General features: G+C 73.6%; 16 protein-coding genes and 1 pseudogene. 10 read left to right on the forward strand and 7 right to left on the reverse strand.

Annotated elements, in window-relative coordinates; translation table 11 throughout:
• Positions 1-387 (reverse strand): annotated as a pseudogene (locus HWD93_RS17250) (hypothetical protein); the annotation flags it as partial.
• Positions 388-484: 97 nt separating this feature from the next.
• Between HWD93_RS17250 and HWD93_RS17255 the strand changes: the two are divergent.
• Positions 485-1201: an MgtC/SapB family protein gene (locus tag HWD93_RS17255; RefSeq protein ID WP_083295328.1), complete on the forward strand. Its 717-nt coding sequence runs from the start codon at positions 485-487 to the stop codon at positions 1199-1201.
• Between the two features lie 4 nt (positions 1202-1205).
• Positions 1206-1766, forward strand: a complete 561-nt coding sequence (locus HWD93_RS17260) for a histidine phosphatase family protein (RefSeq protein ID WP_261647479.1) — start codon at positions 1206-1208, stop codon at positions 1764-1766.
• A gap of 192 nt (positions 1767-1958) precedes the next feature.
• On the opposite strand, the gene HWD93_RS17265 is transcribed toward HWD93_RS17260, so the two are convergent.
• Both HWD93_RS17265 and HWD93_RS17270 read right to left on the reverse strand, forming a co-directional pair.
• Complete coding sequence (locus tag HWD93_RS17265; protein ID WP_261647480.1) at positions 1959-2768, reverse strand: DUF1684 domain-containing protein; 810 nt, start codon at positions 2766-2768, stop codon at positions 1959-1961.
• Positions 2769-2901: 133 nt separating this feature from the next.
• Positions 2902-3930 (reverse strand): transporter, encoded by a 1029-nt coding sequence (locus tag HWD93_RS17270; protein WP_261647481.1) that lies wholly within the window; start codon positions 3928-3930, stop codon positions 2902-2904.
• A gap of 58 nt (positions 3931-3988) precedes the next feature.
• Between HWD93_RS17270 and HWD93_RS17275 the strand changes: the two genes are divergently transcribed.
• Complete coding sequence (locus HWD93_RS17275) at positions 3989-5215, forward strand: cobalamin-independent methionine synthase II family protein (protein WP_261647482.1); 1227 nt, start codon at positions 3989-3991, stop codon at positions 5213-5215.
• Positions 5216-5371: 156 nt separating this feature from the next.
• Here HWD93_RS17275 and HWD93_RS17280 read toward each other — a convergent pair whose 3' ends face one another.
• Together HWD93_RS17280 and HWD93_RS17285 are read right to left on the reverse strand one after the other, a co-directional pair.
• The gene (locus tag HWD93_RS17280; protein WP_261647483.1) at positions 5372-6637 is read right to left on the reverse strand and encodes a YwqG family protein; all 1266 of its coding nucleotides are present in this window, start codon (positions 6635-6637) and stop codon (positions 5372-5374) included.
• A 72-nt stretch (positions 6638-6709) separates the two neighbouring features.
• Positions 6710-7672 carry an SDR family oxidoreductase gene (locus tag HWD93_RS17285; RefSeq protein ID WP_071301922.1) on the reverse strand — a complete coding sequence of 321 codons (963 nt, stop codon included), beginning with the start codon at positions 7670-7672 and terminating at the stop codon, positions 6710-6712.
• 96 nt (positions 7673-7768) lie between these two features.
• Between HWD93_RS17285 and HWD93_RS17290 the strand changes: the two genes are divergently transcribed.
• From HWD93_RS17290 to HWD93_RS17305, 4 genes are read left to right on the forward strand one after another with little or no spacing between them, the layout of a single operon-like run.
• Positions 7769-8749, forward strand: coding sequence for an HD domain-containing protein (locus HWD93_RS17290; protein WP_261647484.1), 981 nt, complete (start codon positions 7769-7771; stop codon positions 8747-8749).
• Between the two features lie 26 nt (positions 8750-8775).
• Positions 8776-9036 (forward strand): hypothetical protein, encoded by a 261-nt coding sequence (locus HWD93_RS17295; protein ID WP_071301920.1) that lies wholly within the window; start codon positions 8776-8778, stop codon positions 9034-9036.
• Positions 9037-9085: 49 nt separating this feature from the next.
• Complete coding sequence (locus HWD93_RS17300) at positions 9086-10396, forward strand: PP2C family protein-serine/threonine phosphatase (protein ID WP_261647485.1); 1311 nt, start codon at positions 9086-9088, stop codon at positions 10394-10396.
• 26 nt (positions 10397-10422) lie between these two features.
• Positions 10423-11256: a glycoside hydrolase family 16 protein gene (locus tag HWD93_RS17305; RefSeq protein ID WP_261647486.1), complete on the forward strand. Its 834-nt coding sequence runs from the start codon at positions 10423-10425 to the stop codon at positions 11254-11256.
• A gap of 3 nt (positions 11257-11259) precedes the next feature.
• Here the strand turns inward: HWD93_RS17305 and HWD93_RS17310 are convergent, their stop codons facing one another.
• Together HWD93_RS17310 and HWD93_RS17315 are read right to left on the reverse strand one after the other, a co-directional pair.
• Positions 11260-11478 carry a hypothetical protein gene (locus HWD93_RS17310; protein ID WP_071294861.1) on the reverse strand — a complete coding sequence of 73 codons (219 nt, stop codon included), beginning with the start codon at positions 11476-11478 and terminating at the stop codon, positions 11260-11262.
• A 22-nt stretch (positions 11479-11500) separates the two neighbouring features.
• Positions 11501-11755: a Rho termination factor N-terminal domain-containing protein gene (locus tag HWD93_RS17315; RefSeq protein WP_071294860.1), complete on the reverse strand. Its 255-nt coding sequence runs from the start codon at positions 11753-11755 to the stop codon at positions 11501-11503.
• A gap of 44 nt (positions 11756-11799) precedes the next feature.
• On the opposite strand from HWD93_RS17315, the gene HWD93_RS17320 reads away from it, so the two are divergent.
• From HWD93_RS17320 to HWD93_RS17330, 3 genes are all read left to right on the forward strand, one after another.
• Positions 11800-12534, forward strand: coding sequence for an alpha/beta fold hydrolase (locus tag HWD93_RS17320; RefSeq protein WP_261647487.1), 735 nt, complete (start codon positions 11800-11802; stop codon positions 12532-12534).
• Between the two features lie 77 nt (positions 12535-12611).
• Positions 12612-13511, forward strand: a complete 900-nt coding sequence (locus HWD93_RS17325) for an SDR family oxidoreductase (protein ID WP_070418743.1) — start codon at positions 12612-12614, stop codon at positions 13509-13511.
• Between the two features lie 88 nt (positions 13512-13599).
• Complete coding sequence (locus HWD93_RS17330) at positions 13600-13737, forward strand: hypothetical protein (protein ID WP_156794898.1); 138 nt, start codon at positions 13600-13602, stop codon at positions 13735-13737.
• The last annotated feature ends 58 nt before the right edge of the window (positions 13738-13795 follow it).

The following is a 13795-nucleotide window of genomic DNA, read 5'->3' on the forward strand; positions in this document are numbered from 1 at the left end:
GTGCAGCTCGGCGAGGCGCGGCGACGCCTCGAGCACCGCCGCGAGCTGTCGCGGTGCGTCGACCGGTGGTCGCGGGTGTGCGGCGAGGGCCGCTGCGACCGCGAGCCCGACGTAGGCGCGCTCGACGCCGACCACCGCCCAGCCGGCGGCGGTCAGGTCGTCCGGTCCCCAGTGCTCCGCGGTCAGGAACGCGTCGGCGAGGGCACCGGCGACGACGGTCAGGGGCGTGGGGTTCCCGGGGGACCCGTCGGTGCCTCCGTGCGGCGTCGCGCGCGGAGCGCGCCGTCCCGCTCGGGGCGTGTCGTCCTGCTGGTCCTGCGTGCCCCGGGGTGACCCCGGAGAGGTCGACGCGTCGCGCGCGTCGGCCACCTCCCCCGGGAACTCCACGCGCTCACCCTACGGCGACCCGCTGACGGACGGGAGGCGCGGGTCGGGCCCGCACCGCGCCTCCCGTCCGCCGGGTGCCGGCGTATCGTCGGTCGGCGTGACGATCCAACAGCTCACGGAGCCCCTCGCCGGACAGGGGTGGGTCCAGATCGGCGAGGTCCTGCTCGCGTTCGCCCTCGCGTCGCTCATCGGCCTCGAGCGGCAGCTCCGGTCGAAGAGCGCCGGCATCCGCACGCAGGCGATCGTCGGGACCGCGTCGGCCCTCATGCTGCTCGTGAGCAAGTACGGGTTCAGCGACGTCCTCGTGCCGGACCACGTCGTGCTCGACCCCTCGCGCGTCGCGGCGCAGATCGTCTCCGGTGTCGGGTTCCTCGGCGCCGGGCTGATCCTCACCCGACGCGGAGCCGTCCGGGGCCTCACCACGGCCGCCGCGGTGTGGGAGACCGCGGCGATCGGCATGGCCGCGGGTGCGGGGCTCTGGCTGCTCGCACTCGTCGTCACCGCCCTGCACTTCGTCGTCGTGTTCGGCTACACCGCGATCGTCCGCGCGCTGTCCCGCTCCGCCGAGCAGTCGATGACGCTCGACGTGGTCTACGACGCCGGCCGCGGGGTGCTGCCGGACGTGCTCGCCCTCGCGACGGCCGGCGGGTGGCGGGTCGCCCGGCTCGTGCGGCAGGACACCGACCGGGTCGACGCCACCGCGGTCCGGATCGACGTCGCCGGCCGTGCCGAGGGGTCCCTGCTCATCGCCCGGATCGGCGAGGTCGACGGTGTTCGGGTCGTCGACCCGTCGGCCGCCGACGACCTGGAGTGACGCCGTGCCCTCGTTCTTCCTGACACACGCCGAGGTGGTCGTCGACCCCGCGAGGCCGATCGAGTCGTGGGGGCTCTCCCCCGACGGGCGTACCCGCGCTGCCGGAGCCGCGGCCGTCGCCTGGGGCGCCGGGGTCCAGCGGATCGTGTCGAGCACCGAGCAGAAGGCGGTCGACACGGCGGCGATCCTCGCGGAGGCCGTGGGGCTCGTGCCCTCGACGGACCCCGCGCTCGGCGAGATCGACCGGAGCACGACGGGCTACCTGCCGCCCGTGGAGTTCGACGGGGTCGTCGACGCGTTCTTCGCCACGCCGGAGGACTCGGTGCGCGGGTGGGAGCGCGCCGTCGACGCCCAGGACCGCATCGTCCGTGCCGTGCGGGCGCTGACCGACGCCGGCGACGTCACGATCGTGTCGCACGGTGCGGTCGGGGCGCTGCTGCTCGCCGACCTGCGGGGCGTGCCGGTCACCCGTGCGCTCGACCAGCCGGGGATGGGCAGCGTGTTCTCGTTCGACCCGGGCACGTGGCGGGCGACGAGTGGTTGGGCCCGCGTCGAGGTGCCCTGAGCCGGGCGTCGCCCGCGGGTGCGTGTGCATGCTGCGACATCGCACCCGTCGATCACCTGGTGGAGTGTCGGACGATGCCCGCGCATCCGATGCACGTGCATGGTGCGACGTTCCGCGCGTCGATCCGGTGGTGCGGTGTCGAACACCGCGCGCCTTGCACCCCGCGCCGCGCCGCCGCGCCGCGCCCGCGCGTCACGCCGGCAGCTGCTCCCCCGCCTCCACCGCGACGTCGAGCCGGTTCTCCGCCGGCGGCAACGGGCACGTCGCGTGCGGCGTGTAGGCGCACGGCAGGTTCGTCGCCCGGTTGAAGTCGATCGTCGTCGCGCCCGACGCGTCCGGCGCCGGGACGTCCAGGCTCCGGTTGGCCGCGTACGTCGTCACGCCGCTCGTCCGGTCGGTGAACAGCACCAGGAGCCCGTCGCCGTACCCGTTGAACGCCAGGAGCGACCGCGGCCCGTCGAGGTCGAACGTCAGCACGCCCGGCGCCTCGTACACGTGCTGCAGCCCGTCGACGACCGACCCGACGGTCACCGAGCGCGGCGTGTCGAACGGCTCGAAGTGCGCCGGGACCGCGAACGACGGGTCCGGCGAGTACGACGGCGTCCCGGTGTACCCGGTCCGCGTCGGGTTCGAGGGGTGCCGCGGTCGGAGGACGTCACTGCCGCCACGCCGGGCGACCTCGACGAGGACCCGCTCGTCGCCGTCCTGCCACGCGATGGTCGTGCTCGACCGCTCGGGCAGCGGACCGAACCGGTGCGTGCCCGTCACCGCGACGCCGTCGACCTCGATCGACTCGCCGTCGTCGAGGGTGACGACCGGTCCCGCCTCCGAGGTCGACCACTCCCCGGGCGCGTCCTCGAAGCGCTCCGGCGTGCCCGTCAGCCACCGGATGCTCGTGATCGCGAGGAAGCCGTGCGCACTCGCCCGGGCCGCCTCGTGGGCGTCGTGCCACGCGGCCCACTCGGAGCGGAAGTCGGCTGCGGTCGGCGTCGTCGTGGTCATGCCACGACGGTACGTCGTGTCACGGCCGGGTGGCGACGCACGTCGTCTCCGGACGTCACGCGGTGTGCGCGACCGGCTCGGGAGGCGCGGTGCGCGTCGGACGCGCACCGCGCCTCCCGAACCGTGGTCGCGTTCAGACCGTCCGGGTCGCGCCCGTCACGGGGCCCGGCTCGGCGTCCTCGTCGTCGGCGGCCTGCAGGACGCCCTCCGCCTGGGGCAGCAGGTGCCGCACGGCCAGCGCGATCGACCGCGACCCGACGACCGCGACCAGCACCGAGAGCAGGGCGAGCACCCCCGCGGTGGGGATCCACGCCCACCGCACGTCGAGCACCCGCAGCCACTCGATCGCGGCCGTCGCGACCGCCGCCGCCGGGAACACGAACGACCAGAACCCGAGCGAGAAGGGCAGCCGCACGTACCGCGGCAGCAGGGCGACCTGCACCGCGACGAGCAGCACGCCGAGCCCGGTGATCGCCTGCACCGGGACCGTGAGCACGTCGTCCGTCAGCGCGAACACCGCGACCGTGGCGACCGACGGCGGTGCCACGAGGATCGCCATCGTCGGCACGAGCGGTGCGGGCAGCGTGGGGCGGAAGGACAGCCGGATGAGCAGCAGCCCGGTCATCACGACCCAGAAGAACACGCCGACGCCGAAGCAGGCCCAGGAGAGCCGGGTGAGCCCGACCTCGTGCGTGGCGACCGAGCCGACGAGCGCCGCTGCGACGGTCGGCAGGAGGTAGCCGCCGTGCACCGACTCGAGGGCGAGCCGACCCTCGAACCACGTCGCGAGGAGCCAGGCGGCGAACCCGGCGGCGACCGCCACGGCGACGAGCACGAGCACCCTCCCGCCGACCGGCCAGCCGTGCGCGAGGTCGACCCCGAGCAGCATCGCGGTCGCCGGGACCAGGGCCGCGAGGGGACCCTGCGCGGGGTGCCGCAGCTGGTCGACGAGCCGGTCGTGCGCGCGCACCCGGACCCCGCGGACGGCGTGCGCGGCGAGCAGCCAGGTCCAGGCGACGGCGGCGATGCCCCAGAAGACCTGCGGGAGGACGGTCGGCAGGTCGAGGACGGGGGCGGCGTACGACCAGGTCTCGGCGAAGCCGGCGAGGCCGAACGGGACGGCGAGGGTGTTGAGCGGGATGCGGGTGGTGGGACGGGGCACGGTGTCCCATTCTCCCGAGTCGGACCGCTCCCGGGGGTCCCGTGCCAGATTGGGCAGCATGTCCTTCGAGAACACCGACCACGTCCAGGCCACCACCGCCGGCTCGTTGCCCCGCACGCCGGAGCTCATCGCCGCGAACGCCGCCCGGCCCCTCGCCGCCGACGGCTTCACGCTGGAGACCACCGACGAGGTCCGTGCGCTCACGAGCGCCGCGGTCGACGACGTCGTCGCCCGCCAGACCGCCCTCGGCATCACGCAGCCCGGCGACGGCGAGTTCGGCAAGGCGATGTCGAACAGCGTCGACTACGGCGCCTGGTGGGGGTACTCGTTCCAGCGCGTCAGCGGCCTCAGCCTGACCGAGGAGGACATCTTCACGCAGGAGCCGGTCCGCTCCGAGCCCGGACACGTCCGGCTCACGAGCTTCCCGGACCGCCGCGACTGGACGATCTTCCGCGAGGCCTACACCGACCCGGACTCGGGCATCGGCACGGGCAAGAACGCCACCGCGTTCCCGACGACGACCGGCCCGATCGCGTACACCGGGCACGAGGCAGCCCGGACGGACGCCGCCAACCTCCGGCACGCCGTCGAGGCCGCCGGCGCCGCGAACGGCTTCATCACGGCGCTCTCCCCCGGGTCCGCCGCCCGGGTCGCGAACGAGTACTACGCCACGGACGAGGAGCACATCTGGGCCTGGGCCGACGCCCTGCGCGAGGAGTACCGGATCATCCTCGACGCCGGTCTCGTCCTGCAGATCGACGACCCCTCGATCGCCGAGAACTGGGACCAGATCAACCCGGAGCCGAGCATCGAGGACTACCGCGCCTTCACCCGCATCCGGGTCGATGCGCTCAACCACGCGCTGCGCGGCCTCGACACCTCGCGGGTGCGCTTCCACCTCTGCTGGGGCTCGTGGCACGGCCCGCACACGACCGACATCGAGCTCCGCCACATCGTCGACCTCATGCTCGACATCGACGCCGGCGCGTACTCGTTCGAGGCGGCGAACGCCCGCCACGAGCACGAGTGGACGGTCTGGCAGGACGTCGCGCTGCCGGACGGCAAGGTCATCGTGCCCGGCGTGGTCGGCCACGCCACGAACGTCGTCGAGCACCCGGACCTCGTCGCGCAGCGCATCGAGCGGTTCGCCTCGGTCGTCGGCCGGGAGCGCGTCATCGCCGGCACCGACTGCGGCCTCGGCGGCCGCATCCACCCGCAGATCGCCGCCGCGAAGCTCGAGTCCCTCGGCGAGGGCGCGCGCCGGGCGAGCGCGACGCTCTTCTAGCCGTCGCAGCGTGCGAGGTTCCGCGCTCGGTGCGGCCCGCACGGCCTGTCACGGTGTGCGGACGCTCGCACGGTACGGACTGGAGGCGCGGTGCGGGCCCGACCCGCGCCTCCGGGCCCGCAGGCGGTCGCGTCTCCCCGGGAGGGACGTCGGAGCTCAGGAGGTCTGCCAGAGCACCGACGCCCGCGCGCCGTCGCTGAAGACGTACGCCCGGCCGGCGTCGCCGAGGTCGAACCCGAGCGGACCCGGCTCGATCGACGCGACGAACTCGGTGCCCACCGGGGTCTCGTCGTCCTGGATCCACTCCGGCACGCCGCCGTACTGTCCCGCGACGAGGACTCCCTCGGCGGCCGCGGCCGCGAGCACTCGGTCGGGATCCTCGTCGTCGTGGACCATCGGCACCGGCACGTGCCGGAGGAGCATCGCGTCGGCGAGGAGCGGTGGGGACGCCGGCTCCGGGTCGTCGAGATCGCCGTGCGGTGAGACGGGTCCGGCCGCGAGGTGCAGCCCTCGGAGGGAGAACACGAACGCCGCGTTCGCGCCGCTGTCGGGCTCCCACGAGGCACACGTCCCCGGGTCGAACTGACACACGAACACGCTGACGAGCATGCCCCGGTGCTCGATCTGGGCGGTGAACTGCATCGGTTCGTCGTGGTGGGCGCACAGCGGCCACTCCCATCCCTCGGGCACCGCGGGGGCACCGCCGATGCGCGAGGCGGTGAACGAGGCTGGCGCGTCCGGTCGGTACGCCCCGAGCACGATCGTGCCGAGGTGCTCGTCGACCGGTTGTGCATGAGCGACCGACGGCGCGGTCCGGGGAACGGGGGGCTCGGTCGGATGCTCGACCAGCGTCAGCACGGTGCGCTCCGGTCCGCTCCCGCGCTCGGGTCCGCTCCCGCGCTCGGCGACGACGAACCGACCGGGCTGTGGCGGCGCGAGCGGCAGTTCCCAGCGGAGGAGCGGCCAGTCGGGCATCCCACGCTCGCCGGTGCCCGGGTCGGGGCCGTTGTCCGCCGATCGGAGCATCCGGACCACGGCGGCGACGTCGAGGTCCGGGTACCCCGCCGCACGCGACTCGGCGACCACACGGGCAGCGGCACGGTCGAAGGGGGCGTCACGACGGCGGGCGCGCCGACCGCCCGGACGGACGACGGCGGCGTGGATGCCGTGCAGGACGAGCAGCGGCGGGAGCGTCCACGCCGATGCGATGAGGAACGAGGCGCCGACCGCCCGGTCCCGGAAGGCGTTCTCGAACACCGAGATCGCGACGAAGGCGACGACGAGCACGATCCACGCGGTGACGAGCACGGTGGTCCAGGGTCCGCTGCCCGTCTTCGAGCCCGCGCGGTGCGACCGTGCACGTGCCCGGGCAGCGTCCTCGGTGTCGACCTCGACCCGTGTCGCCGGTCCTGCGTCGGCCATGCGGTCCCCCGATCCGCGAGCACCCGACGCGCTCGCGAGCAGCAGGTTAGCGGTCGGACGCGGCCGCTCCGGTCACCGGCGGGAGCGGCCGAGCAGCACGGCGCCCACGACCGCAGCCGCGCCCGCCCAGGCCAGCGGCCGGGTCACGCGGCGGCGCTTCGCGACCCAGCCGCCGTTCGTCGCGTTGCCGGCGTCGGCCGGGGTCCAGAGGTTGCCGTCGGTCGGTGCTCCCGTGCCGCGGAGCGCGAACGTCTGCACCATCGGCTTGGTGATCTTGTGGAACAGCCCGGGGAACACGTACTGCAGCGGCACGAGCGACGCCTGGATCCGGCCGACGAACCGGTAGCGCTTGGGGTGCAGTGCCGTCCGGACGACCGCGCGGCCGGCACGCTCGACGGACACCGTCGGCGGCAACGGGTGCGAGGTCTTGCCGGTGTAGTTGGCGCCGTTCTGGTAGATCGGCGTGTCGATGGTCGACGGCAGGAGCGCGGCGAAGCGGATGCCCGTACCGGCGAACTCGTCGCCGAGGACGTCGACCAGGCCGAGGGCCGCGTGCTTGCTCGTCACGTAGGCGGACTGGTACGGCGCGGACAGCAGGGACTGGATCGAGCCGACGAGGACGTAGGTGCCCTCGCCCCGCTGCTTCCAGTGCGGGAGCAGGGCGGTGATCGCGTGCAGGTGGCCGTACAGGTTCGTGTCGACGACGCGCTTGAAGGCCTCGGTCGGGGTCTGCTCGAAGAGGCCGTAGACGAACAGTGCGGCGTTCCCCACGAAGACGTCGATCCGTCCGAAGCGGGTCGTGGTGGTCGCGACGAGGTCGCGGACGGCGTGCTCGTCGGCGACGTCCGTGGGGATCGCCACGGCCTCGGCCCCGAGCGCCCGGCACTCGGCGGCGGCGGCTTCGAGCGAGTCGTGGCTGCGGGCGGCCAGCACGAGCGTCGCGCCCTGCCGTGCGAACTCGTGCGCGGCGGCCCTGCCGATCCCGCTCGATGCTCCGGTGACGACGACGATCTTCCCGCGGAACCGATGTGCCATGGGTCCTTGCTACGCGGTCGCGGCTCCGTCCCCGCACAGGGCACGTGCAGCACGGCGGGTCCGGTAGCGTCGAGGGGCAGGCGACGAGGGGGAACGGTGCACGGGGACGCGGTGGACACGCTCGGGATCGACGGGGTCTGGTTCGATCCGCTCTGGCGGGTGGAGGTGCGGCTCACCCCGCTCGAACGACGACTGCTCGAGACCTGGACGGTGCGACGGCTCGCGTTCGTCGCCCACGCCGGCGGTGCCGCGCTCACGACGACCCAGTCGTACTCGCGGCTCGAACACTCCCTCGGGGTGCTCGCGCTCGTCGCCGCCTTCGCCCCGGACGACCACCTCGCCCGCACGACCGCACTCCTGCACGACGTCGGGCACCTGCCGTTCAGCCACACGTTGGAGGGTCTGGGCGGCCTCGAGCACCACTCCCTCGGACGAACCGCGATCCGGCGCCTCGCGGACGAGGTCCCTGGTATCGACGCCGACCAGGTCATCGCGGTCGACGAGGGCCGCGTGCCGTCGGTGCTGACGTCGGTCCCGGGCGGGCTGAAGCTCGACCACCTGGACTCGTTCCTCCGGAGCGGCCAGGCGCACGGACGGACGCACACGCCGCCGCACGTGCTGCTCGGTCGCCTGCGGCTCGTCGGCGGGACGGTCGACGCGGATCCGGACGACGCCCTCGAGCTGGCCGACCTGGCCATCCGCGAGGCACTCGCGCAGCGCTCCGCGGCGAACCTCGTGCCCGTGACCGTGCTCCGCGACCTCGTCGGGCGGCTGCTCGACCGCGGTGCGCTGTCGCCGGCCGACCTCGCCCGGAGCACCGAGGACGAGGTCTGGGCGCGCCTCGTCGCCGACCCCGACACCGCAACCGACGCCGAGCTCCTGCGCCGCCGACCGCAGGCGTGGCGCATGCGCACCGGCGACGGACCCGTGCCGACCGGTGCGCTCCGGCACACGGTCAGCCGTGGGTACCTCGACCTGCCGACGGTCGGAGGGCGTGCCCTGCGCGATCCGCGTGTCGAGGCGCTCGCCGCGGGCCTGCCGCTCCGGGTGGCCGTGACGCGCGACGGGGTGCGCTGACGCGGGCCGCCTGCCACGATGGGCGCATGCGCAAGGACGACCTCACCGTCGACGAGGCGACCGTCATCGCCCAGCACGCCCGCGACGGCGTGCTGGAACTCGACGACCCCGAGGTGCGCAAGGTCGTCGAGCAGGCGAACCGGGTCCTCGTCCGCGCACAGATGTGGGGCGACGAACCCAGTCCGAGGCTCCGACGCCGCCGACGGTTCATCGCGATCGGCGCCCTCGTGATGGTGCTCGTCTGGGTCGCGGGGCTGCTCGTGCCGCTCGCCGTCCGGTTCGGGTGACCCGGGCACGGGCTTGCCCCGCCGGGCCGGAGCGGCTTGACTCGACCCGATGACCAGCACGGCCGGCTCGACCGCGACCCCCAGGACCTGGACCGTGACCGCACGGGAGGACACCGGGCCCATCGCGCTCGTCGGGCTCCGCGCCTCGTGGGCGCCCCTGGCGAAGCAGTCCGTGGTCGCTGCCCTCGTGGTGGCCGCCGCGGTGACCAGCACGGTCACCCCCTGGCTCCCGGTCACCGACGCGCCGCGGATGTGGACCGGCGTGGCACTCGCCCTCGGCGGACTGCTGGTGGCAGGTGTGATGGCGCGCTGGCCGGGCGCCGCCCGCGCCGAGCTGGTCGTCCCGGCGATCGACTTCATCGCGATCGGGCTGCTCCGGTACGGGACGGGCGACACCCGTTCGGTGTTCCTCGCCGTCGTCGTCCTGCCGGTGATCTGGATGGCGGCGAGCCCGGGTCGGCGCCACGTGCTGTACCCGCTGCTCGGGACCTGCGCCACGCTGCTGTTGCCGTACGTGCTGGAGCCCACCGAACCGCGTCCGAGCGAACTCGTCCGGCTCGCCTTCGCGGTCATCGTGTACGGCGCGACGGCGGCGGTGACCAACGAGCTCGCCCGGCAGGCGGACGTCCGGCTGAGCACCGCGCAACGTCGTCGTCGCTTGGCCGAGGGTGAGATCGACCGGGCCGCCCTCGTCCAGCAGTCCCTGCTGCCCGCGTCCACGGAGGGACTCCCGCCGGAACTCCACGCACTCGGGGTGTGCATCCCGGCGCGGACCGTCGGCGGTGACTTCTACGACTGGTTCCCGACACCGGACGGCGCGGCCTTCACGCTCGGCGACGTGATGGGCAAGGGTGTCGGCGCGGGCATGATCGCCGCCGCGGTCCGGTCCCTCGTGCGCAGCACCGTCGACGAACCGGACGCGGCCACGGCGGTCCGTCGAGCGGCCGCCGGCCTGGCGACCGGGACGTCCGACGTCGAGAGCGCACAGTTCACGACGTGCTTCCACGTGCGGATCGACCGCGACGGCCATGCCCGTTGGGTCGACGCCGGCCATGGGTTGAGCCTGCTCCGGCGTGCCGACGGCGCCGTCCGGTCGCTGCGGTCCGGGCACCTGCCGATCGGCGTCGGGACCTCGTGGTCGAGCGAGACGACCGACCTCGAGCCCGGCGACGTCGTCGTGAGCGTCAGCGACGGTGTGCTCGACCTGTTCGGCGGGGACCTCGATGCGCTCGACCGCTTCGAGGCCTGGGTCGCCGAACGCTCGCACCCCCAGCAGCTCGTCGACGGGATCACCGAACTCGCCCACCGCGGCGAGCACCCCGACGACGTCACGGTGCTCTGCATCGCCTACCGTCCCTGACCACACCGATACACGAGGAGCACCGCATGGACGACCGCATCGACCGTCGCCGGTTCATGACCGCCGGCATCGCCGGGACCACCGCCGCGATCGTCGGCACGAGCATCGCGAGCCGCTCCACGCCGGCCGTGGCGGCAGCGGGCACCCTGCTCGCCGCGGACGAGTTCGACGGGCCAGCAGGCAACGCACCGAACAGCGCCGTCTGGCGGTACGACCTCGGCGCGGGCGGGTGGGGCAACGGGGAACTGCAGACCTACACGGACTCCCGGCGGAACGCGGCGCTCGACGGTGCCGGCAACCTCGTGATCACCGCCCGGCGTGAGGCCGACGGTTCGTTCACCTCGGCACGACTGAAGACCGAGGGCACGTCGACGGCGCAGTACGGCCGGATCGAGGCGCGCATCCGGATCCCCCGGGGGCAGGGGATCTGGCCCGCGTTCTGGATGCTCGGCGCGGACATCGGGTCGGTCGGGTGGCCGGCCTGCGGCGAGATCGACGTGATGGAGAACGTCGGGCACGAACCGACCGTGGTCCACGGCACGGTGCACGGCCCGGGGTACTCCGGCGCGCAGGGCATCTCGGCGGCGTCCACGAACCCCACGGGGGCTCCGTTCGCCGACGACTTCCACGTGTTCGGCGTCGACTGGCGTCCGGACTCGATCACGTGGTCGGTCGACGGCACGGCGTACCGGACGCTGACCCGTGCCGACGTCGGGGCGAACCCGTGGGTGTTCGACAAGCCGTTCTTCGTCGTCCTCAACGTGGCCGTCGGCGGCTCGTGGCCCGGGTCGCCCGACGCGTCGACGCGCTTCCCGCAGCAGATGACGGTGGACTGGGTGCGCGTCTTCGCGAACGCCTGAAGCTCAGGGGCGGCCGCGGCCGTTCCGCGCGACGAGCCACAGGTACGTGCTGTGCCCGATGAGGGCGAGACCGAAGAACACCGCGGCCACGGCGTACACGCGGTCGAGCTTGCCCTGGCCGATCACCAGCATCACGACGCAGAACACGACGGCCACGGCGAGCACGCCCACCTGCACCGTCGACCAGATCCGTCGGAAGCGCGGCATGCCCGTCTCGTTCACGACTCCATGGTGCCAGACGCCGTCAGTGCTCCCGGAGCGCCTCGACGAGCTCGGCCTTCCGCTTCGACGAGTACCCGGTGATGCCGAGCTCCTTCGCGCGTCGCTTGAGGTCCGCCACGGTCCAGTCGTCGTACGACCCGGACTCGCCGCCCTTCTTCGCCACGGCGTGCTCGCCCCGCGCCGCGGCGGCGTTGCTGATGCGGGCGGCCTTCTCCTTCGAGTTGCCCTCCTTGCGGAGCTCCTCGTACATGTCCGGCTTCTTGAGTTGGTTCGGCATGGCGCACACCGTACGCCCGGGTCCTCGACGTGGGAGACTCCGGCATGACCGAACCCTGGACCTCCGACCCGGGTGGTCCGGGCACCCCGATCGTGCTGCTCCACCCCGGTGGCACCGATTCCCGGTCGATGTCGGCGCTGGCCGAGGCGTTCGGTGGCGCCCGTGTCGTGCTCGTCGACCGAGCCGGGCACGGTCGCTCTCCCGACGTCGACGGCCCGTGGCACTTCGCGGACATGGCCGAGGAACTCGCCGGCACCGTGCGGTCCCTCGGCGCCGGCCCCGTGCACCTCGTCGGGTGGAGCGACGGCGCGATCGTCGGGCTGTACCTCGCGCTCGCCCACCCGGACCTGGTGCGGTCGCTCGTGTTCGGCGGTGCACCCTTCTCCGTCGACGGCTGGCACGAGGGCGTCCTCGACGGTGACCCGCCCCGGTTCATGGCGGACGCCTACGCCGAGGTGTCCCCCGACCCTCCGGAGCACTGGGAGGTCGTCACCGCCAAGTCGCGGGTGCTGCACACGGCGGAACCCGCGGTGACGGTGGCGCAGCTGGGCGGCCTCGACGTCCCGGTCCTGATCCTGTGCGGGGACGACGACGAGGTGCGGCTCGACCACCTCGCCCAGATGCTCGAGGCACTGCCGGACGGCGAGCTCGCGGTCGTCCCGAGGGCGACGCACGGCCTCGTCGTCGAGCAGCCGGACCTCGTCGCGCAGCTCGTCGAGGCGTTCCACGCGACCGACAAGAGCGACGGTGTCGCACCCCGCCGTCGCGCGCGGCACTGACCGGACACCGCACTCCTGGGCGGCGGTCCAGATGCCGTCCGGTTCTGTGGGAGGGAACCGATGAGAGGACCCGCACCATGCCCCGCGACCAGTACGAGCCAGCCGACCCGCGCACCCGCTACCCCGACGTCCAGCCGGAGCCGCAGACGCAAGCCGAGCCGGGCCTCCAGAGCCGCATGCGGCCGGTACCGGACCTCGGTGAGGAGACCTACCGGGGAACCGGCCGGCTCGCCGGTCGGAAGGCGCTGATCACCGGCGCGGACTCTGGTATCGGTGGCGCCGTCGCCATCGCGTTCGCACGCGAGGGTGCGGACGTCGCGCTCGCGTACCTCCCGGAGGAGCAGTCCGACGCGGACCACGTCATCGAGCAGATCCGCGCCGCGGGCCGGACGGCCGTCGCGGTACCAGGTGACCTGCGCGACCGGTCCTACGCGACCACGCTGGTGGAGCAGGCCGTCGCGGGACTCGGCGGCCTCGACGCGCTCGTGAGCGTGGCCGGCAAGCAGCGTTGGCAGCCCGAGGTCGAGGACCTCACCGACGAGCAGTTCGAGGCGACGTTCGACGTCAACGTGTTCGGGCTGTTCCGCCTGGTCCGCGCTGCGCTCCCCCACCTGCAGCCGGGGTCGACGATCACCACGACGGCGTCGATGGAGGCGTACGCGCCCGCTCCGGACCGGCTCGACTACGCGGCGTCGAAGGGCGCGATCAACAACCTCTCGAAGGGGCTGTCGCAGGCACTCGTCGAGCGTGGGATCCGGGTGAACATCGTGGCTCCCGGACCCACCTGGACCGTCCTGCAGCCGAGCGGCGGCGTCGATCCGGAGTCGCTGCCCGAGTTCGGGTCGAGCGAGTCGCCGATGGGCCGCGCCGCGCAGCCGGCCGAACTCGCGCCCGCCTACGTGTTCCTCGCCTCGCACGAGTCGAGCTACGTCGCCGGGGAGACCCTCAACGTGAACGGCGGCATGGTGACGCCCTGACCCGGCACGGCCCACGGGCTGCACGCACCCGGGAATGGAACGAGCGTCCCGGGTGTCTCATCCACCACCGAACGCGAAGGAGCACACCATGAGCCACGACCTCCACGAGAGCACGGCCGTCGACGTCCAGCGGAGCTGCACGCCGGCGACGACGGTCTCCGTCCTGCACGACGAGCGCAAGCCGTCGTTCGGGCGCTGGCTGGGCCAGATCAACCGGCAGGACTGACCGCCGTCGCGGCAGCGGCCGGGACCGCGGGCGGTCCGGCAGCGGCCGGGACCGCGGG

Origin of the sequence: Curtobacterium sp. C2H10 (assembly GCF_025407985.1) — a bacterium.
Classification (GTDB): Bacteria; Actinomycetota; Actinomycetes; order Actinomycetales; family Microbacteriaceae; genus Curtobacterium.